This is a genomic window from Hymenobacter sp. UV11 (assembly GCF_004684095.1).
Lineage (GTDB): Bacteria > Bacteroidota > Bacteroidia > Cytophagales > Hymenobacteraceae > Hymenobacter.
In genome coordinates this window covers 1-18758 of record NZ_SRII01000002.1, presented here as the reverse complement: position 1 = coordinate 18758, position 18758 = coordinate 1, and the positions used below count along the sequence as shown (strand labels likewise).

The following is an 18758-nucleotide window of genomic DNA, read 5'->3' as shown; positions in this document are numbered from 1 at the left end:
TCGTACGCCCTGACTGGCTTATACCTAGTGCATGACTTCCACGCTTCCTACCCCTGCTGAGCCCCGGCCGGGGCTACGCACCCCGTTTATCTACCCCCTGTTTCGGGCCATCTGGATTGCCTCGCTCGTGAGCAACGTGGGCACCTGGATGCAGAACGTGGCCGGCGTGTGGCTCGTGACCACCCTTACCACCTCGGCCCTGCTGGTGGCGCTCATGCAGACGGCCACCAGCCTGCCCGCCTTTTTGCTGAGTATGCCGGCCGGCGCCATCGGCGACCTCATCGACCGGCGCAAGCTGCTGCTGTTTACGCAGGGTTTTATGGCGGTGGTGGCGCTGGCGCTGGGCGCGTTTACGCTGCTGGGGCCGCACACGTTTGTTGGGCCCATTCGGGCGATTGACGTGCTGGGCTTCACGTTTTTGCTGGGCATGGGCTCGGCGTTGAATGGGCCCATCTGGCAGACGGTGACGACCGAGCTGGTGCCGCGGCCGGTGCTGACGTTCGCCATTACCCTCAATGGGGTGAGCAACAACATTGCCCGCGCCATTGGGCCGGCACTGGGCGGGCTTATCATTACCTACTACTCGCCGGGCTGGGTATTTGTGCTAAACGGCGTGTCGTTTGTGGGCACCTGGCTGGTGGTGTACCGGTGGCGGCGCGAGGCGCAGGCCGAGGGCGGGCCGGCCGAAAACTTTTCGGGGGCGCTGCGGGCGGGTATTCGCTACGTGCAGTACTCGCCGCCGCTGGTGGCGGTGCTGGTGCGCACGTTCGCGTTTGCGTTTGGGGCCAGCACGCTGTGGGCGCTGCTGAGCGTGGTGGTGGCGCGGCGGCTACACCTGCAATCGGGCTCCTACGCCGTGATGCTGTCGTGGGTGGGGGCCGGCGCCGTGACGGGCGCGCTGCTCATCGGGCGCATCGGCCACCGCCTCAACCTGAACCGCCGGGTGCTGCTGGGCTCGTTTATCTTCGTGGGCACCAACCTTAGCATGGCGCTGGTTACCAGCGAGTACTGGTTATTTCCGGTGATGTTTCTGACGGGCATGGCCTGGCTCATCGTCATGACCAGCTTCAGCACCAGCGTGCAGCTGCACGTGCCCAAGTGGGTGCAGGCGCGGGCCGTAAGCATTTATATGCTCGTGTTTCAGGCGGGCATGACGCTGGGCAGCATTGTGTGGGGCGAGCTGGCCGACCGCACCAGCCTCACGCTGGCGCTGCTGATGGCGGCGGGCTGGATGCTGGCCGGCCTGGCCCTGGCCCTGCCCTTCCCCATGCACCAGCCCGAGGGCCTCGACTTCAGCCCCGGCGAGTCGTGGAGCGACCCCCTACCCCCCTCCGAAGAGGCCATCGAGGCCGAAGACGGCCCCGTCATCGTGATGATAGACTACGACGTGGACCCAGCCGACCACCCGGCCTTTCAGGCGGCGGCGCAGCAGCTCAGGCGCCTGCGCCTGCGCGATGGTGCCCTGCGGGCCGGCGTGTTTACCGACGTGAGCCAGCCCCGCCGCCTCACCGAGTTTTTTTACGTGGCCACCTGGGCCGAACACGAGCGCCAGCACCACCGCTTCACCCGCGACGACCAGCAGGTGGAGGCCGAGGTGCGGCGGTTTCACCAGGGCGCCGAGCCGCCGCGCGTGACGCACTTCCTGGCCTTCCCGCGCACTTCCAACGTGGAGGTGGCCGCCCCGCCGCTGCAAGTGGCGGGCAGCGCGCAGTAGGCGGCGGCTGGGCAGCCCTACGCCCCCTATGCCCGTAGAAAGCGCTGAAACTACTGTTTTCAGCTATGCGTTTTTTACTTGCTTTACTAGGGGCCAGTCTGCTCATGGCCACGCCGCGCCCTACCCCCAATGATTTTTTAGTAGTGCCCGGTCATAGCCTGGGCCACCTGCAACTTGGCGATAACGCAAACACCCTGAGTACCTTGGGTAAGGGCGCCTACGGCGACGCCGCCATGCAGAAGGCCTGGGGCACTTGGTACGGCCGCCGGCCCGCCAACGGCATGGCACCCAGCGAGCTGGACGTGTACACCGCTCCGCAAAACAACGATGTGGACCACCACACGGTGCAGGTAATTCGAGCCACGTCGCCTTGGTTTCACTTGGCTAATGGACTGCGGCCAGGTTCTTCTTTGGAAGCTATTCGGGTGGCCTACGGCAAGCTGCCACTGGTGGCCACTTTCCGCATGGCTGACGGGCCGCACCACCTTTACGACGACATGGCCCACGGCATTGCCTTCGAAACTGACACCACGGCCGGCTTTGGATGCTGCCAGGCGCTGATTGTACATCAAGCCGGCAAGCTACTGATGCAGAACTACCTGCCAATGCCCGAGTATCTCAAGCAGGTGCCGTCGGCCCGGTAATCACTGGTTTTCAACGCACTACTTCTATCCAGCCCGTGTACACGCGGCCCGAAGAATGCCGCAGCCGGTAGTAATACATGCCGGCGCCTACGCCCACCGCGCCCCAGTCTTGCCGGTAGCTAGCGGTAGCGAATACTTCGCGGCCCCAGCGCGAATACACTGTGAGCGCCCATTGGTTGTCGGTTAGCCCACTGATAATCAGACGGTCATTAAGGCCATCGCCGTTGGGCGTCAGGATATTAGGCACCGATACTTCCGGTTCGGGGCTGGGCGCGGGGGTAGGAGCCGGCACGGGAGCTGGGGTCGGCGCAGGAGGGGGAGTTGGCGCCGGCGTGGGGGTTGGGGTCGGTGTGGGTGCGGGAGGAGGCGTAGGCGCTGGCGGCGGCGTGGGTGTGGGGGTAGGCGCAGGCGGTGGAGTTGGGGCGGGCGTGGGGGTAGGCGCGGGCGGCGGGGCCACCGATGAACAGGAAAACCCATCGGGGGTGGAAGGCACGGTCAAATCTCCTACTTTGGCCAAAAAGGCCGCACCCGCATTCGGGTCAAACACCGTCGAAACGAAGCTGGCGATACTCGTAAACGAGCCCACGATGTAGATTTCGTGTTGCGCATTGACCGCAATACCCAGGCTGAACGTGCCACCGCAGGCACCCTCGCGCTGGGCGGCCAGCACGCGGCCCTGGGGGTCGTACTTCACGATGTAGGCGTTTTTGCCGCCCACGTGAGTTAGCTCGGTATTTTCCCAGCGGGTGGGAGCCGAGGCAAAAACGCCGGTTGTGTACACATTGCCTTGCTCGTCGAGCGCCACGCTGGTGCCGTAGTCGGTGTCGGAGCCAGCCACCTGGCGCAGCCACTGCACTTCGCCCGCCGCGTTGTGCTTCACCACAAAGCCGTCCTGGCCGCCGGCCGAGGTGAGGGAATAAGCCCCAAACGCGCCGCCGTTCGTGGTCCCAGTCAGCACCGTATTGCCTTGCGCATCGGCGGCCAGCTGAGAGTAGTACACCGTGCCGCCGCCGCCGTGCACGATGGCCCAGGCAAAGTTGCCCGTAGTGACATCGCACTTGGCGAGCAGCAGGCCGCCGCTAGTGGTGAGGGTAGTGCTGCCGTACACAGCCGAGCCGCTGAAGCCGCCCGCCGCGTACAGATTACCCACCGCATCGAGGCATAGGGCACCGCCGGTGCTGCGGCTATTTTTGCCGCCGCCCTGCCGCACCCAGCGCACGCTACCTTGCGCGTTATAGCTGGCCAGCAGCAAATTGCCCGCTGCTGCCTCGCTGGTGACTGTGCCGCCGAGCCAGCTGGCTGTGCCGGTAAGCGTGCCCGACACGTAGGCGTTGCCCTGCGCATCGAGGGCCATACCCTGGCCCGAGAGGCTGCTGCCCGGCTGGCTACCCCCCTGACGGCTCCAAAGCACCTGGCCCTGCGGGTCATACTTCACGAGCAGCAAATCGAAAGCGCCTTGGCTGCTAAGCAGTTGCCCGCCTAGGTTAGCGCTGCCGGTAAGGCTGCCAGCTGCATAGATATTGCCGCTGGCATCGACGGCTACTTTGGTAAAATCCACGGCGCCCTCGGCTTGCCGCGCCCAAACCATAGCACCTAGCGGGTCATACTTTGCCACAAAGCCACTGTAGCTACTGGTACTCGTGAGGGAAATGTTGTCAAATTTTACCATGCCCCGAAACGTACCAACTACGTAAGCATTACCGCTAGCATCAAGCACCACGCTGGTAGCTGTGCCGCTTAGCCCGCCCAGCTGACGTGACCAGCGCACCTGCGCTGCCGCGGGCGCCGGGTGCAACAGCCCGCCTAGCAAAAGGCCCCCGAATAGCACATAAGATAGCCATCTCGTAAAAATTTTCATAGCATAACGGTTCGCATAAGCACCAAAAAAGCAAGCTGGGGGGCACCCTCTACCCTGCTGGTGAAGGCTTGGAGCAGTTTTTGACTACCGCGCATGTCAGTCCCGGCTGTGCGGCGGCCTTCACCAAAACCGCACCATTATTTGGCTTTTGCCGGATGCCGGGTTGTTGACCCGCGCGCTGTTCTGCTACACCAAGTCGCTTTTACCTCCTATGAATCGCTTTTTTGTTTTACTGCTGCTGGTGCTGCTGAGCTTGGCCGATGCCGGCTCGGCGCTGGCCTACCCCCGGCCGGGCCGCCACCGGCCGCACTACACAGCCTACAAGCACCGCGGCGACGCCCGCAAGCGCTGGCGACGCATGGGCGTGCTGGGCCGCTGGCGCTACCGCCAGCAGCACCGCAAGCCGCACGGCGTCATCAAGGTAGGGCCACCCCGCGCCACTATGCCCCGGCACTAGCGCGGGTTTGCTTTCTGTAAGCTGAGTTAAAAGTTGAGCGTTAAAAGTTAAAACACAGGCGGTGCGCTTTTTAACTTTTAACGCTCAACTTTTAACTCAGCCTACAGAAGGCATCCTACATCACAATTCGCTGTAGGCCAAACATTAGCGTCCATCCAGGTGCTCAGCCTTCCAGCGCATGGCCGACTGCACCCGCGTGCGCCCGCTGGGGTGGTCGAAGAAGATGACTTCTTCGAGCGGCGTGGGCTCCAGCTTGCGGTATTCGGAGAGCTTGATGGCAATGCTGGCGAAGCCGTCGGGCTGGCGCGCGGCATTCAGGCCGAACATGTCGGCCTCCTGCTCGCTGGTGCGGATAATGGTGTTGGTGATGGGCGTGGCCAGCAAGCCCACTACCGTGAACAGCGCTACCAGCAGGGGTAGGCCGCCCACGTCGGCCAGGCCCGTAATGCCCCAGCGCGGCCCGTAGCGCGCCACCAGACGCCGGAAGGCCCAGTCCACAAGCTTGAAGCCGATGCCGAGCAGCACAATGAAAAACACCAGCATCTTCACGATGTGGTTGAGCACGTAGTGGCCCAGTTCGTGGCCCATTACGGCCTGAATTTCGGCCGGCGTGCAGCGGTTCAGCAGGTTGTCATTCAGCGATACGCGGATGGTGCTGCCCAGGCCGCTCACGTTGGCGCTGATGCGCTTGCTCTGCTTGGAGGCGTCGAAGTAGTACACGTTGCTGGCCGGCACGCCGTTGGCGCGGGCCATGCTCAGGATGCCGTTGCGCACTGGGCCGGGGGGTAGGGTCGTGTATTTGTTGAATAGCGGGCTGATAAACACCGGCCCCACGGCCACCGCAATTACCAGAAACACGCCCACCAGGGCCGTGCCCCAGGCCCACCAGCTGGCCCCGGCCCGCCGAATAGCGGCATACAAAGCCAGAATAATGAGGCTACTAAACACCACCGACAGCACCAGGCTGGTCAGCGTTTCGCCCGCCCAGGCCCCGAAGGTGAGGTTGGAGAGGCCATACTGGTGCTCGCGCACGTAGCCCTCGTAAATATTTAAGGGCAAGGTGAGTACGAACGCCGCCAGCAGGTACAGCGCGGCGTAGGCCCAGGTGCGCAGCCAGCGCCGGGGTAGGCGGTCGGCCAGCGCCAGCAGCCGGCGCGACAGCCCCAGGCCCAGAAACACGCCCGCCACGGCCAGCGCGTACACCATATCCCAGAGCTGGAGCCAGTAGCCCCCTTCAAAATAGGCATCGGACTTGGCTTTTTGGGCCGGGGTGAGGGTGTCGAGGTAGTGCCGGGTGGCGGCCTCTACGTTGAAAGAAGCGGCGGGGGTAGGGGCCGCTACGGGCGCCGCCGGCTGGGCGGCAGGCGCCGCCAACGCGCTGAGGAGCAAGACCAATAAGAGTAGTAGCTTGTGTAGCATCACAAAACAGATAAGGTGCAGCCGGCCACCCGGCCGCGCGCCGCAAGCTACCAGTTTTTGGGGCGGTTTGCCAACTTCGCCCATCAACCGCCTGCTGCAAAAACAGCCGCCCGAAACCGGGCGGCTGTCTTGTTTTTACTGCTTGCTGCGGGCGAATTTTACCACGAGCCGCTGTTGTCGTCGGTGCTGTCGAAGCCGCCGCCGCCCGTGTCGCCCGACGAGGTATCGTCGTACGACGAATTATCGGAGGAAAAATAATCACCTGAGTTGTCGGTGTTATTGCCCGAGAAGTAGTCGGGGGCGTTGTCGTCGTTGCTGCTGGCGCTGCCGCGGCCCGAGAAGTAGTCGCCGGCCGCGCCCGTGCCGGCCGCCGCCGCGCCGGCGCCCAGGCCGCTGTTGTTGTCGAAATGCTGCGGCGCGCTGCCCGAGTCGTGGCTGCCGCCCAGGCGGTTGCCGAGGTAGGCGCCGGCCGCTGCCGCCGCGCCCGTGGCCAGGATGCCGCCCATGCCGCTGCCGCCGCTGCTGTTGCCACCCTGGTTAGGGTAGTTGCCGGGCGCCGGGCCGTTCTGGTTGGGGTAGAAGGTAGGCTGGTTGGGCTGAGCGTTGGCGTTGGAATTGGAATTGGGGTAGAAGTTGGGCGTGCCGCCGTTTTGGGCCGACGCGCTTTTACCCTTGAACATCCGAATGACGAAAAACAGGATGCCACCAATAACCAGCGCCCCGATGAGTAGCGTACCCATGCCGATACCCGACGAGGCGGGTGCCGACACCTCCGACTGCTGCGCGCCGGCCGGGTCGCTGGGCATGGTCGTGGTGTTCGACATGGCACTGTTGTCGTTGAGGCTGCTGCGGCTTGCTACCCCCGTGCCGCTGGCGGCGGCAGTTGTGTTCTTATTCGGAGCCGAGCCGGGGTTGGCGGTCACCATCAGGCGGTTGAGGCCGCTACGCAGGCCCGCGAAGTAGTTGCCCTGCTTGAACTCCGGCGTCATTTCGCCAATAACGCGGCTGGTGACGGCGGGCGTAATGACGCTGGCCAGGCCCGAGCCGGGCTGGATGGACACCTTGTGGTCCTGGGCGCTGAGCAGCACTACTACACCGTTGTTTTTGTCGCGCTGCCCTACCCCCCAGGCGGTGCCCAGGGCGCGGGCGTAGTCGGCGGCCGAGCGGCCACCCAGGCTGGGCACCGTCACGACCACGACCTGGGTGCCGGTTTTTTCGGCGTAGGCGCGCAGGCCGCCGTCGAGCTTTTTGGCGTCGCCGGCGCTCAGCAGGCTGCCTTGGTCCGTGACGAAGGTGAAGGGCACCGGGCGGGCGGGCAGCCCGCCGGTCGACTGAGCTACGATGGGCCCGTGCAGGCAGACCCCAAGCAAAAGCAACAGAAGCACAAAGCGATTCATGGCGGAAAAGGGAAAAGTGACTAAATGCATTCGCCTTCTACGGCCCGCCCGGCCCGGCGGCTGCCCCAGCCGGGCCGGGCCGCCACCAGCCATCGTTTCAGCTAACCTCAAGTGAGCCTTCATCAAAAAAACATCTTTCTTTTGACTTACGGAAAACATTAATTGTCAATAGCTTATTTATAAAACGTATCTCACCATTTAATTCTCCACCCATGCAGACCGTACTACTCGACGTCATGAAAATTCCGGTTGACGACCCGGTTGCATTTACTTTTTTCACGGGCTACATGGCCATGGCCGCCGCGTCGGTGTTCTTCTTGTTTGAGCGGAGCACCGTGGCCGATAAGTGGAAAACCTCGCTCCTCATTTCGGGGATGATTACGGGCATCGCCGCCGTGCATTATTACTACATGCGCGACTACTACATCAGCACCCACGAAACCCCCGTGGCCCTGCGCTACATTGACTGGACGCTGACCGTGCCGCTCATGGTTATCGAGTTCTACTTACTGGTGCGGGCCGCCGGGGCCAAAATCGGCCTGCTCTGGAAGCTCGTGGTCGCGGCCGTGTTCATGCTCGTTACCGGCTACATCGGCGAAGCCTTTACCGATGGCTCCATGGCCCACTCGGCAATCTGGGGCGCAATATCGACGCTGGGTTACCTCTACATTCTGTACTCGGCGTGGATGGGTGAAATTGCGCAGCTGGCCGCCAAATCCGATTCGGATGCCGTTAGAAAAGGCGTGCGGACCCTGGCTTGGTTTATCCTCGTGGGCTGGGCCATTTACCCCATCGGCTACATGGCCATGCCCGGCGGCCTGCTCGGCAGTGGCGGCCTGAACCTGCTCAACGCGCACAGCCTCGACCTGATTTACAACCTCGGCGATGCTATTAATAAAATCGGCTTCGGACTAGTGGTGTATAACCTGGCCCGGAAGGAATCGGCAGTGCAGGCCTACCCGCAGCAAGGCGTGGGAGCTGGGACCAAGGAAAAAGTAATGGCCTAAACTCCTGAACAGGTTCATTTTACGGGCCGTTGCATTGCTTTACTGCCGTGCAACGGCCTGTTTTGGTTTCCTACCATTTTGCTATGTTCCTCCCCAATCCTGCTTTTGCTTCCAGCTGGCCCCAGCGGCGCTACTCCTACGCCGCCGTGCTCGCGCTGGCGGGGGTAGGCGCGGCCTTTCCGGCGGCGGCTGGGCGGCTGCTGAGCCTTCCGCTGGCGGTGGGCATGGTACTGCTGGGCGTGGCGCACGGTGCCTGCGACCAACTGGTAGTGCCCGCTACCGGGCGGGGTAGTAGCGGCTGGCGCTACTGGCTCGGTTTTTTGGGGGGCTACCTGGGCCTGGCCGGCGTGGTGGGCGTGCTGTGGTGGCGCTGGCCGGCCCCGGCGGTAGGCATTTTTCTGGTACTCACGGTGTGGCACTGGGGCTCGGCCGACGCGCCTGGCCCGGAGCCTGAGCCGCTGGGCGTATGGCTGATGCACAGCGTATTGCGTGGCCTGCTGCTATTTGCGGTACCCGCCTGGTGCTGGCCCACCGAAACGGCCGGGGTAGTCAATAATCTGCTCACGTTTACGGGGGCTGCGCCGCTGGGCATGGCCACTTTTGCCACCGGGGCCCGCGTGCTGGCCGCACTCACGCTGGGTGGGCATCTGGGCCTGTGGCTTTGGTATGCCCGGCACCGGCGGGGCGCCGGGCTGCCCACCGAGGCGCTGGAGGTGCTGTTGCTCACGGGGCTGTTTGTAGCGCTGCCGCCCCGGCTATCGGTAGGCGTGTATTTTGTGTTTTGGCATAGTTTGCAGCACGTGCTGCGCCTCACGAGTTGGCTGGGCTACCCTACACCGGCCGCTTCTCCAGGCCCGGCGCTCCTGCCGCGGCTGGTGTTTTTTCTGCGCCGGGCGGCCCCGTTGCTGCTGATAAGCTGCGTGGCCCTGCTGGCGCTGGGCTACCTGGCGGCCGCCCACCGGCCCGATGCCAATACCTGGTTTAGCCTGGCGTTGGTGGTGGCCTCGGTAGTGACGCTGCCCCACGCCCTGCTCGTAACCACCGTAATGGATGCCGCGCGCTGGCGCGGCGCCCTGGGCCGAAGCACCAGCTAACGCAACGTTTGTCCGGCGGCGGCGGGCCGGTGGCTGCCCGTGCCGGTGGCCGCCGCCCGGCCAATGCCCGGAAGCTGCACTTATCGGCCCTGGCTGGGGTTGTACTTTTGCGAGGGGGTAGGGATTAGCGCAACGCCGTTTCTTATCCCCCGCGTTTGGCTTGTGCAGGGTGCAGAAGCTTGCTGTAGCTGCCGATGGGTGATGCGGCCCCGTTCCGGCGGCCTGCTTTGCGGCGGCCATCCAGCCGGCTTTCCTCCCCCTTATGCTCCTGCCAAGATTTGCGCCTCCGCGCTCGTTCCACGCCGAACTCAAGCGCCGCACGGCCGACTACTTCACCACCACGGGCAAAGCCCAGACCGGCAACGGTGCGCTGCTGGGCAAGGCCCTGCTGCTGGTGGGCGCCCTACTGGTACTGTACGTGCACCTGGTTTTCTTCACGCCCCCTACCCCCTGGGCGCTGGCCGAGTGCGTACTGATGGGCACCGTGCTGGCCCTCATCGGCTTCAACGTGATGCACGACGGAGCGCACGGCAGCTTCAGCCGCCACGGCTGGCTCAATAAGACGGCGGCCTTCACGCTCAACGTGTTGGGTGGCAGCAGCTACATGTGGGATGCCAAACATAATACCGTGCACCACATGTACACCAACATCGACGGCGTGGACGACGACCTCGACATCCGGCCCTGGATGCGCCTCACGCCCGACCAGCCGCGCCACCGCGCCCACCGCTTTCAGCACCTGTATTTTGGCTTTTTCTACTGCCTGCTCTACATCTCCTGGATTCTGTTTACCGACTACCAGAAGTATTTCAGCCGCAAGATTGGCAGCGTGGCCCTCAAGCCCATGAGCACCAATGACCACCTCATTTTCTGGGGCTTTAAGATCTTGAACCTGGGCCTGTACGTGGCGCTGCCCATCTACGCGCTAGGCTGGGCTGGCTGGCTGGTGGGCTTCCTGCTCACGGGCGCGGTGGCGGGCTTCGTGCTCAGCATCGTGTTTCAATTGGCGCACACCGTGGAGCAAACCGCCTTCCCGGTGCCGCACGCCACCACCCGCAAGCTCGAAGACGAGTGGGCTATCCATCAGTTGCGCACCACGGCCAACTTTGCCACCGACAACCGCCTGATTAGCTGGCTAGTGGGTGGGCTCAACTTTCAGGTAGAGCACCATTTGTTCCCCAAAATCTCGCACGTGCACTACCCCAACCTGAGCAAAATCATTCGGGAAACGTGCCTGGAATTTGGCCTGCCTTACCAGGAATACCCCAAGATGCGCTCGGCCGTAGCCTCGCACGTGGCCTTTCTGCGCCAGATGGGCCGGGCGTAGGTAGCCTAAGTAAGCATCATTAGATAACAGTCATGCTGAGCTTGTCGAAGCATCTCTACCGCCTCGTTGGATGAAGCGGTAGAGATGCTTCGACAAGCTCAGCATGACCGTTCTTTTTTAGTCTGTTATCTGCCTACTTATTCTTAATCGCCGCCAGCATCTTGCCCAGCTCGGCGCGCGGGTACACTTTGCCGCGCGACACCACGGCCACGACTTTGCGGGTGTTGCGAATGTCGGCCAAGGGGTTGGCGGCCAGCAGCAGCAGGTCAGCGTCTTTGCCCTCGGCGATGCTGCCGCTGCGGTCGGCCACGCCCATAAACGTGGCGCCGTTGAGGGTGGCGGCACGCAGGGCCTGGGCGGGCGTGAGGCCGGCCTGCACCAGCAGCGCCAGCTCGTCTTGCAGCGAGGCACCGGGGTAGGTGAAGGAGTTGAACGCCCCGCTGTCGGACCCGGCCAGGATGGTGACGCCGGCCGCCTCCATCTGCGGCACCATACTCATAAACTTGGTTTCCAGCTTTTCGGTGAAGGCGCGGGCGGCCGGCGATTGCGTGCGGGCACTGGCCAGGCGCTTGGTGTAGGTGCGCTGGATTTTGGGGTCGATGTAGGCCAGCAGCGTGTCGTGGGCGTGGTTGGTGGGCGTGAGCTCGGCCAGCGTTTTGCCGATGGCCAGCGTGGGCACGGCGGCCGTGTGGTGCTGGGCCATAAGCCGGTAGATGCGCTGCGCGGCGGCCGGGCTGTAGGTGTCGTACACGGCCGGCAGCATGGCAAACAGGCCCAGCGGCTTGCTGGTAGTGAGGCTGTTGCGCACCAATGCCGTGAGGCTATCTTCCTTGCCCGAGCAGGCTTTGAACACGTAGTAGAGGTGCTCGGTGGCGTCGAGGCCACGGTTCACGGCCTCGGCCAGCGTGACTGAATACGGCATGTGGCCGGTGGTTTTCATGCCCCGCTTCTCAGCCTGCGAGATAGTTTCTAGGTAGGCCTCACCCGATATTTTGCTGTCGTAAATCTTCACGAAATCAACCTTCAGCTTTTGCAGCGAGTCGAGGGCGTGGCTGACATCGGCGGGTGTCACGACCTCCAGCGAGCCGGCCCAGGTAGCGCCGGGGCCGTCGATTTTGGGCCCCGAGGTGAAGATGCGCGGGCCGGCCAGCGTGCCGGCGGCTTCCTCCTGCCGCCACTTAAAAACGTAAGGCGTGAGGTCGCCGCCGCAGTCGCGCACCGTCGTGATGCCGTGGGCCAGGTACAGCGCCAGACTTTTTTTATTGGCCGCCGCCAGGCTGTCGCCGCCCCGGAAGTGCACGTGCATGTCCCAGAGGCCGGGCAGGAGGAAGCGGCCGGTGCCGTCCAGTGTTTGGCGGGCCTGGTAGTGCTCCTGGCTTTCAGGCCCAACGCGCACGATTTTGCCGCCCGATACGGCCACCGCCTGGTCGGGCAGCAGGCGGCCGGTGGCCACGTCCACCACATTCACGTGCTTGATAACCAGGTCGTAGGTTACCGAGGGGGTAGGGCGGTGGCCGAAGCCCAGCAGCAGCGCGGCCGCGGGCAGGCCCAGCAAAAGGCGCGAGAGTTTCATATCAGCAAGGAAGAGGCCGGAAGGAGCCCAAAGGTAGGCGGGGCCCGGCTCAACCCATGTGGCTGCTATAGGCTGCTATTTCAGCCCCTACCCCCCTTCGCTGCGTTAACCTAGCCTATGGACAAGATTTTCTTTATCAGCTGGGCCAGCATTGGGCGCACGCTTATTATTGGGGTGGCGGCCTACGTGGGCCTTATGCTGCTACTGCGCATTTCGGGCAAGCGCACACTCACCAAGATGAATGCCTTCGACCTGGTGGTGACCGTGGCGCTGGGCTCGACGCTGGCCACGGTGCTGCTGAGCAAGAGCGTGGCCCTGGCCGATGGCCTCACGGCCTTTGCGCTGCTCATCGCGCTGCAATTTTCCATTACCTGGCTCTCAGTGCGCTCGCGAACGGTGGGCCAGTTGGTGAAGGCCGAGCCCACGCTGCTCGTGTACCAGGGCGCTTTTTTGCCCGCGGCAATGCGCACCGAGCGCATTACGGAGCACGAGCTGCTGGCGGCGCTGCGCCAGCACGGGCTGGCGAGCGTGGACAAGGCGGCGGCCGTGGTGCTCGAAAACAACGGCCAGCTCAGCGTGCTCAAACAAACGACTACCGGGCCCGACTCGGCCCTGCGCGACGTGCCGCGGCCCAGTGATGCCGCCAGCGCGGCACAACCCGCGGCTAAGCGCAACAGTAAGCCAGAGGATGAATAGACTTCGTACGCTCTGGCGCAACCTCAACTCCAGCCTGTGGTTTGTGCCCACGCTCATGGTGGTGGTGGCGCTGGTGCTGGCCTACTGCCTCGTTATTCTCGACCTCAGCATGGGGCACAAATGGGTGAGCGACTACCCCCTGCTTTTTGGCTCGGGGGCCGATGGCGCGCGCGGCGTGCTCACGGCCATCGCGGGCTCCATGATGACGGTGGCGGCCCTTATTTTCTCGCTCACGCTGAGCACCTTGGCCCAGGTGTCGAGCCAGTATACGCCGCGGGTGCTGCGCAACTTTATGAGCAACCGCACCAACCAGGTGGTGCTGGGGTTTTTCGTGAGCATTTTCGTGTACTGCCTGTTTGTGCTGCGCACGATTCGGGGCGCCGACGAGGGAAATTTTATCCCGTCGTTGGCCGTGACGGGCGGCCTGGTGCTGGCGCTGGTGAGCATCGGGGTGCTGGTGTTTTTTATTCACCATATGGCCTCGTCCATTCAGGCGGCCAGCATTTTGCAGGCCGTGACGGAAGAAACCGAGGCGGCCATCGAGCGGCTTTTCCCCAAAAAGCTGGGCGACGCCGCCGACGAGAACGAGCGCGCCCACCTTTTCACCCAGGCCGATGAGCTGCGCTGGGTACCCGTGCCGGCCAGCACCAGCGGCTACGTGCAAAGCCTCGACAGTAAGGGCCTGCTGTCTTTGGCCCAGGATGTGGAGGGCGTGGTGCGCATGGAGCGCGGCGTGGGCAGCTTTGTGGCGCGCGGGGCGGCCCTGGTGTCGGTGGCCCGCTACGAGGACGGCCCCCTACCCCTCTCCGACAAGCTGACCGACCGCTTGAACGAGCAGTTCAGCCTGGGCAGCCAGCGCTCGGTGGAGCAGGACGTGGGCTTCGGCCTGCGCCAGATTGTGGACATTGCCCTCAAGGCGCTTTCGCCGGGTGTGAACGACACGACTACCTCCATCATCTGCATCGACTATCTGGGCACGCTGCTGGCCCAGCTGGCGGCCAGCAACTTCCCTACCCCCCTGCGCACCGACGACGACAACCGGGTGCGCGTGGTGACCCTGGAGCCTTCCTTCGCCAGCTACGTCACCACCGCCCTCGACCAGATTCGGGTATCGGGCGAGGCCAACGTGGCCGTGTACCTGCGCCTGCTCACGGCCATCGGCACGGCGGCCGTGCGCACCACCTCGCCCAGCAACCGCCTCACACTGCGCCTGCAAGTCAGCTACATCCGCGAAGCCGCCGAGCGCACCCTCACTACCGAGTATGAGCGCAGCAAAGTGCACGTGCGCGCCACGGAGGCAGAAGCGCTGCTGAGCAGTGAGCAGTGAGCAGTGAGCGGTGAGCAGTGAGCAGTGAGCAGTGAGCAGTGAGCAGTGAGCAGTGAGCAGTGAGCAGTGAGCAGTGAGCAGTGAGCAAAAGAAACGTCATGCTGACGAAGGAAGCATCTCTACCGCGCAAGTAATTCTGCTGGTTGGGGTTACTTGCGCGAGCAAGATGCTTCCTTCGTCAGCATGACGTTTCTTTTGCTCACTGCTCACTGCTCACTGCTCACTGCTCACCCCTCACCACTACATGAAAACGACCCTTACGCCTACCCTGGGCACCTGGCAGCTGTGGGCCATTGCGGTGGGGCTCGTCATTTCGGGCGAATATTTTGGGTGGAACTACGGCTGGGCGGTGGCCGGGCCGGTGGGTTTCCTGCTAGCCACGCTGCTCGTGACGGTGCTCTACGTCACGTTCGTGCTCAGCTTCACGGAGCTGACGACGGCCATTCCACAGGCGGGCGGGCCGTTTGCCTACGCCTCGCGGGCGTTTGGGCCGGTGGGGGGGGTAGTGGCCGGCTACGCCACGCTGGTGGAATTTTTGCTGACGCCGCCGGCCATTGCGTTTGCGCTGGGCAGCTACGCGCATTTTTTGTGGGCCGCGCTGCCGGTGCGGGGCACGGCGCTGAGCTGCTACGTGGTTTTTACGCTACTCAATTTATTGGGCATGAAGGAGTCGGCCAGGTTTGCGCTGGTGGTCACGGGGCTGGCAGTGGCCGAGCTACTGGTGTTTATGGGCCTCATGGCGCCGCACTTTCGGGTGGCTAATTTTCTGGCGCACCCGGTGCCGGTGCGGCTGGGCGGCGTGCTGGCGGCCCTGCCGTTCGCCATCTGGTTTTACCTGGCCATCGAGGGGGTAGCGCTGGTGGCCGAGGAGGTGAAGGAGCCCCGGCGCACCATTCCGCGGGGCTACGGCTATGGGCTGGGCACGCTGCTGCTGCTGGCCCTGGGCGTGATGATACTCACCGGCGGGGCCACCGACTGGCGCGCCCTCAGCCACCTCGACTACCCCCTGCCCGAGGCCCTACGCCTGGTGCTGGGGCCGGCCAGCCCCTGGACCAAGCTTTTTGCCAGCATCGGGCTGTTTGGGCTGGTGGCCTCGTTTCACGGCACTATTATCGGCTACTCGCGGCAGCTGTTTGCGCTGGCGCGGGCCGGCTACCTCCCTACCCCCCTGGCGCGCGTCAATGGCCGGGGGGCGCCGCACTGGGCGCTGGTGGCAGGCGGCGCGGTGGGCTGCGTGGCCCTGCTCACCGGCACCACCGACCAGGTGATTATCCTGGCAGTGCTGGGCGCGGTGGTGATGTACGCCATCAGCCTGCTGAGTTTGTTTGCCCTGCGCCGCCGCGAGCCGGCGCTGGCGCGGCCCTTCCAGGTGCCCGGCTACCCGGCGGTGCCGCTGCTGGCGCTGGCCCTGGTGCTGCTGAGCCTCGGCACGATAATCTATTATAATCCAGGCCTGAGCGTAGCCTTTGCGGTGGGATTGGGGCTGGCGGTCGGTGGCGCGAAGCTGATACGGGGGAAGTTAATAGTTTAGGACTTACGCAAAACGTGTGTCATTGCGAGCGCAACGAAGTGGAACGCGGCACTGACACACGCTTTGTTTTAGCTTCAGTTCTTGCCCTCGCTCAGCTTCTGGGCAATGGGCTGGGGCACGCCGGCGCTGTTGAGCAGGCCGCTCACCAGCGCTTGCCGCCAGAGCACAAACACGGCGGCGTGCAGGTCGCGGGTGGTGCGCAGGCTGCCGGGCGCCAGCCGGCCGTTGGCGCGCGGGTTGTTGTTGCGAATGAACAGGGTGTTCGCCAGGCCCGATTCGATTTTAGTTAATAGATTCTTTTTCAGCTTATCACCCTTACTTTTCAACACTTGCAAATGCAGGCCCGAATACTCGGCCCACATGGTGCCCGTGGCTCCCTGCCGGTCGGCGTGCAGGTCGAAGCGCATGGCGTGCAGTTCGCCGCTGCTGAACGAAAAGAGCCGCGTGGGCTCAATCATGGGGTTGAGAATGGCAAACGGCGCGGCCCCGAACGTGCCCGTGACCTGGTGCCGCTCCAGCGGGTCGAGCAGCGGAATGCGCAGCTGCAAATCCAGGCGGCAGCTATTTTGCAGCAGGGCCGTGGCCGCGCCGGTGAGGGGGTAGGCGGCCGTCATGCGGCGCGGGTCGTTGCTGAGGTTGCGCAGCGTACCGCTGAGGTTATTGAGCGTAATGTGGCCGACCACCGGACTGCGCGGACTGCGGTAGGGCAGGCGCACGTTGGCCCCCTGCACCCGCACCTCGCCCACGCTCACCAGCAAGGGTAGGCGGCGCACCGCCAGCGGCGTAAAGATGGACGGCTGGCGGGGCAGCGGCGCGCGGCCATCGCTGGCAATCTCCACCCAGGGCCGCTCGGCGGTGAGGGTGCGCGCCACCAGCTCGCGCTGTCGGGCCAGCCGGCCAAAGTCGAGCCCCGCCAGCCGCAGCGCCGGCAGCCGCACCACCAGGTGCACCGACTGCTCGCCCTTGCGCCGGTCCTGCTCGGCGGCCGAAAAGTTGGGCTGAATGGCCAGGCCCAGCAGGCTCAGCGTTTGCCGCCGGGTATCGAGGCGCAGCCCCGCCGCCGCCAGCCGAAAAAACGGCCCATCGTAGCGGGCCGTGATGCGCCCGGTACTGGCCCGCCAGGCGCGGGCGTAGGCCACGCGGCGCGGGTCGCGGGCGGCGCCAGCATCAATTCTTATCCCGCTGGCTTGCACGTTAATAGCGCGCACGACAGGCGTCAACTCGCCACCCTTAGTCTGAATTTCGCCGGCCCGCACGCGCAGCCTGGCCAGGTCGGCGCGGCGCAGGTAGAGCGCCAGCAGCTCATGCAGCGGCCGGGCCGGCGCGCCGGGCGCCGGGCCTTGCACCAAGGGCTTGTCAAGCGTTAGAGAGTCAGCCCGAAAGCGGCGCTGGTGCTGCATGGCCGCCGTTTGCCAGCCCGTGAGGAGCAGGTGGGGCAGCCACAGGTGCGTGGGCGCGGGGCCATTGCTGAGCAGGCGTAAGGAATCAATAACCAGCTTATTATTACTGCATTGCAGCCTCGCCAGCTGCCCTACCCCGCCGGGCAGGCGCAAGGCCGCGCCGCGCAGCCGGGCCGCCAGGCTGGCGGCGTAGGCGGTGCGCTGGGTGTCGGCCGCGCCGGCGGCACTGAGTAGCACATCGTGGGCCAGCAGGTCGGCGCGGGCTACGTCGGCCAGGGTATCGGGGCCGGCGGCGTAGCGGGCGCGCAGCCCACGCACGGCCAGCAGCCCCAGCCGCAGGCCCGCAATACGCCGGGGCAGCCGCTGGTACAGCGGCGGGCTCTTCGCCAGGAAATGAGGGGGTAGGCCCGCCGGCACGCTCAGCGATAAATCGCTCACTACCAAACTATCCACCGGCACCACGCCGCCGCGTAGCGCGGCCAGCACGCCCACGCCGCTGAGCCGCGCCGTGCCCAGCGTGAGGCGGAGCTGGGGCAAGGCAGCCGGCCACGCGCCGCGGTGGTGCGGGTCGGGCAGCAGCTGCACCTGCTGTAGCTCCAGGCTCCTGCCCCACAGGTGGGTGCGCAGCGCGCCCAGCCGCAGCTGGTAGGCGCCGTGGCTCTGGCGGCTCACCTGCTGCTCCAGCTCGCGGCGCAGCCAGGGGTCGAGCTGCGCCAGGGCCACGGTTATTGCCACTGCCAGCAGTAGCACTACCCCCGCCACCCAGGGCCACCAGCGCCGGCCACGAGTGGCGGCAGCGGCAGGAGCATCAACTAGCGACGAAGAAGGCAGGGGCATATACAACAGGCACTACGTAAGCCCCTAACGGCAAAAGCTGGGCTGAAGCTGAAGCAACGGCCAAAAAACTGCGCGCAATACCCGTAAGTCTTTTATCCTGGCAAGCTAGGAAAGCCGCAGCGGGGCGGCATGTCACGAGCAGTAAGTAGTTCAAAGCCCTGTAGGGGCAACACGCGACCGTCTTGGCTGCTGAATACCTGGTGTTACGCAACGCTTGTCGCCCTCCGCGTAACCTCACCCCCTAGCCCCCTCTCCCATGGAGAGGGGGAACTAGCTCTAGTTCTAAATAAAAACTAGAAGCTAAATTTAGAAACTAGTGGTCTGACAACTTAATTCTGCCAGTAACAGTACCGAGTAAACACTATCCGTTTTTTGCCAACGCCCCGCCTCGCCAAACCCGTCATGCTACCGCCTGCCGATGCCGCCAAATTAGAGGCGATTGTCAAAAAAGGCACCCACAAGAGCCGCAAAATCGCG

At 64.3% G+C, this 18758-nt stretch carries 14 protein-coding genes; 9 read left to right on the top strand and 5 right to left on the bottom strand.

Annotated elements, in window-relative coordinates; translation table 11 throughout:
* Nucleotides 1–31 precede the first annotated feature (31 nt).
* Both E4631_RS02715 and E4631_RS02710 read left to right on the top strand, forming a co-directional pair.
* Nucleotides 32–1714 (top strand): MFS transporter, encoded by a 1683-nt coding sequence (locus E4631_RS02715; RefSeq protein ID WP_133657530.1) that lies wholly within the window; start codon nt 32–34, stop codon nt 1712–1714.
* Between the two features lie 65 nt (nt 1715–1779).
* Nucleotides 1780–2358 (top strand): hypothetical protein, encoded by a 579-nt coding sequence (locus E4631_RS02710; RefSeq protein ID WP_133657531.1) that lies wholly within the window; start codon nt 1780–1782, stop codon nt 2356–2358.
* A 10-nt stretch (nt 2359–2368) separates the two neighbouring features.
* Here the strand turns inward: E4631_RS02710 and E4631_RS02705 are convergent, their stop codons facing one another.
* Nucleotides 2369–4216: an SBBP repeat-containing protein gene (locus tag E4631_RS02705; RefSeq protein ID WP_133657532.1), complete on the bottom strand. Its 1848-nt coding sequence runs from the start codon at nt 4214–4216 to the stop codon at nt 2369–2371.
* 211 nt (nt 4217–4427) lie between these two features.
* On the opposite strand from E4631_RS02705, the gene E4631_RS02700 reads away from it, so the two are divergent.
* Nucleotides 4428–4673, top strand: coding sequence for a hypothetical protein (locus tag E4631_RS02700; RefSeq protein WP_133657533.1), 246 nt, complete (start codon nt 4428–4430; stop codon nt 4671–4673).
* Nucleotides 4674–4817: 144 nt separating this feature from the next.
* On the opposite strand, the gene E4631_RS02695 is transcribed toward E4631_RS02700, so the two are convergent.
* Both E4631_RS02695 and E4631_RS02690 read right to left on the bottom strand, forming a co-directional pair.
* Nucleotides 4818–6092, bottom strand: coding sequence for a M48 family metallopeptidase (locus E4631_RS02695; RefSeq protein ID WP_133657534.1), 1275 nt, complete (start codon nt 6090–6092; stop codon nt 4818–4820).
* 158 nt (nt 6093–6250) lie between these two features.
* Complete coding sequence (locus E4631_RS02690; RefSeq protein ID WP_166648082.1) at nt 6251–7489, bottom strand: YgcG family protein; 1239 nt, start codon at nt 7487–7489, stop codon at nt 6251–6253.
* A gap of 212 nt (nt 7490–7701) precedes the next feature.
* Between E4631_RS02690 and E4631_RS02685 the strand changes: the two genes are divergently transcribed.
* From E4631_RS02685 to E4631_RS02675, 3 genes are all read left to right on the top strand, one after another.
* Nucleotides 7702–8496, top strand: coding sequence for a bacteriorhodopsin-like (locus E4631_RS02685; RefSeq protein ID WP_133657536.1), 795 nt, complete (start codon nt 7702–7704; stop codon nt 8494–8496).
* 83 nt (nt 8497–8579) lie between these two features.
* Nucleotides 8580–9590 (top strand): Brp/Blh family beta-carotene 15,15'-dioxygenase, encoded by a 1011-nt coding sequence (locus E4631_RS02680; RefSeq protein WP_133657537.1) that lies wholly within the window; start codon nt 8580–8582, stop codon nt 9588–9590.
* 262 nt (nt 9591–9852) lie between these two features.
* On the top strand, nt 9853–10917 hold the full coding sequence (locus E4631_RS02675) for an acyl-CoA desaturase (RefSeq protein WP_133657538.1): 1065 nt from the start codon (nt 9853–9855) through the stop codon (nt 10915–10917).
* A 133-nt stretch (nt 10918–11050) separates the two neighbouring features.
* Here the strand turns inward: E4631_RS02675 and E4631_RS02670 are convergent, their stop codons facing one another.
* Nucleotides 11051–12490, bottom strand: a complete 1440-nt coding sequence (locus E4631_RS02670) for an amidohydrolase family protein (RefSeq protein WP_133657539.1) — start codon at nt 12488–12490, stop codon at nt 11051–11053.
* Between the two features lie 117 nt (nt 12491–12607).
* Between E4631_RS02670 and E4631_RS02665 the strand changes: the two genes are divergently transcribed.
* The 3 genes from E4631_RS02665 to eat all read left to right on the top strand — a co-directional run bounded on the left by E4631_RS02665 (nt 12608) and on the right by eat (nt 16044).
* The gene (locus E4631_RS02665; RefSeq protein WP_133657540.1) at nt 12608–13186 is read left to right on the top strand and encodes a DUF421 domain-containing protein; all 579 of its coding nucleotides are present in this window, start codon (nt 12608–12610) and stop codon (nt 13184–13186) included.
* Nucleotides 13179–14513: a DUF2254 domain-containing protein gene (locus tag E4631_RS02660; RefSeq protein ID WP_133657541.1), complete on the top strand. Its 1335-nt coding sequence runs from the start codon at nt 13179–13181 to the stop codon at nt 14511–14513. Before E4631_RS02665 ends, E4631_RS02660 begins: the two co-directional genes overlap by 8 nt.
* Nucleotides 14514–14757: 244 nt before the next feature.
* Nucleotides 14758–16044 carry an ethanolamine permease gene (gene eat / locus E4631_RS02655; RefSeq protein WP_133657542.1) on the top strand — a complete coding sequence of 429 codons (1287 nt, stop codon included), beginning with the start codon at nt 14758–14760 and terminating at the stop codon, nt 16042–16044.
* 74 nt (nt 16045–16118) lie between these two features.
* Here the strand turns inward: eat and E4631_RS26735 are convergent, their stop codons facing one another.
* Nucleotides 16119–18281, bottom strand: coding sequence for a DUF748 domain-containing protein (locus E4631_RS26735; RefSeq protein ID WP_133657543.1), 2163 nt, complete (start codon nt 18279–18281; stop codon nt 16119–16121).
* Nucleotides 18282–18758: the final 477 nt, after the last annotated feature.

Excerpts from the sequence above, each read along its gene's own strand:
- E4631_RS02660 (WP_133657541.1), top strand. The coding sequence starts at position 13,179 with ATGAATAGACTTCGTACGCTCTGGCGCAACCTCAACTCCAGCCTGTGG.
- E4631_RS02670 (WP_133657539.1), bottom strand. The coding sequence starts at position 12,490 with ATGAAACTCTCGCGCCTTTTGCTGGGCCTGCCCGCGGCCGCGCTGCTG.
- E4631_RS02665 (WP_133657540.1), top strand. The coding sequence starts at position 12,608 with ATGGACAAGATTTTCTTTATCAGCTGGGCCAGCATTGGGCGCACGCTT.
- E4631_RS02695 (WP_133657534.1), bottom strand. The coding sequence starts at position 6,092 with ATGCTACACAAGCTACTACTCTTATTGGTCTTGCTCCTCAGCGCGTTG.
- E4631_RS02690 (WP_166648082.1), bottom strand. The coding sequence starts at position 7,489 with ATGAATCGCTTTGTGCTTCTGTTGCTTTTGCTTGGGGTCTGCCTGCAC.
- E4631_RS02685 (WP_133657536.1), top strand. The coding sequence starts at position 7,702 with ATGCAGACCGTACTACTCGACGTCATGAAAATTCCGGTTGACGACCCG.
- eat (WP_133657542.1), top strand. The coding sequence starts at position 14,758 with ATGAAAACGACCCTTACGCCTACCCTGGGCACCTGGCAGCTGTGGGCC.
- E4631_RS02710 (WP_133657531.1), top strand. The coding sequence starts at position 1,780 with ATGCGTTTTTTACTTGCTTTACTAGGGGCCAGTCTGCTCATGGCCACG.
- E4631_RS02675 (WP_133657538.1), top strand. The coding sequence starts at position 9,853 with ATGCTCCTGCCAAGATTTGCGCCTCCGCGCTCGTTCCACGCCGAACTC.
- E4631_RS02680 (WP_133657537.1), top strand. The coding sequence starts at position 8,580 with ATGTTCCTCCCCAATCCTGCTTTTGCTTCCAGCTGGCCCCAGCGGCGC.
- E4631_RS02715 (WP_133657530.1), top strand. The coding sequence starts at position 32 with ATGACTTCCACGCTTCCTACCCCTGCTGAGCCCCGGCCGGGGCTACGC.
- E4631_RS02705 (WP_133657532.1), bottom strand. The coding sequence starts at position 4,216 with ATGAAAATTTTTACGAGATGGCTATCTTATGTGCTATTCGGGGGCCTT.
- E4631_RS26735 (WP_133657543.1), bottom strand. The coding sequence starts at position 18,281 with ATGCCCCTGCCTTCTTCGTCGCTAGTTGATGCTCCTGCCGCTGCCGCC.
- E4631_RS02700 (WP_133657533.1), top strand. The coding sequence starts at position 4,428 with ATGAATCGCTTTTTTGTTTTACTGCTGCTGGTGCTGCTGAGCTTGGCC.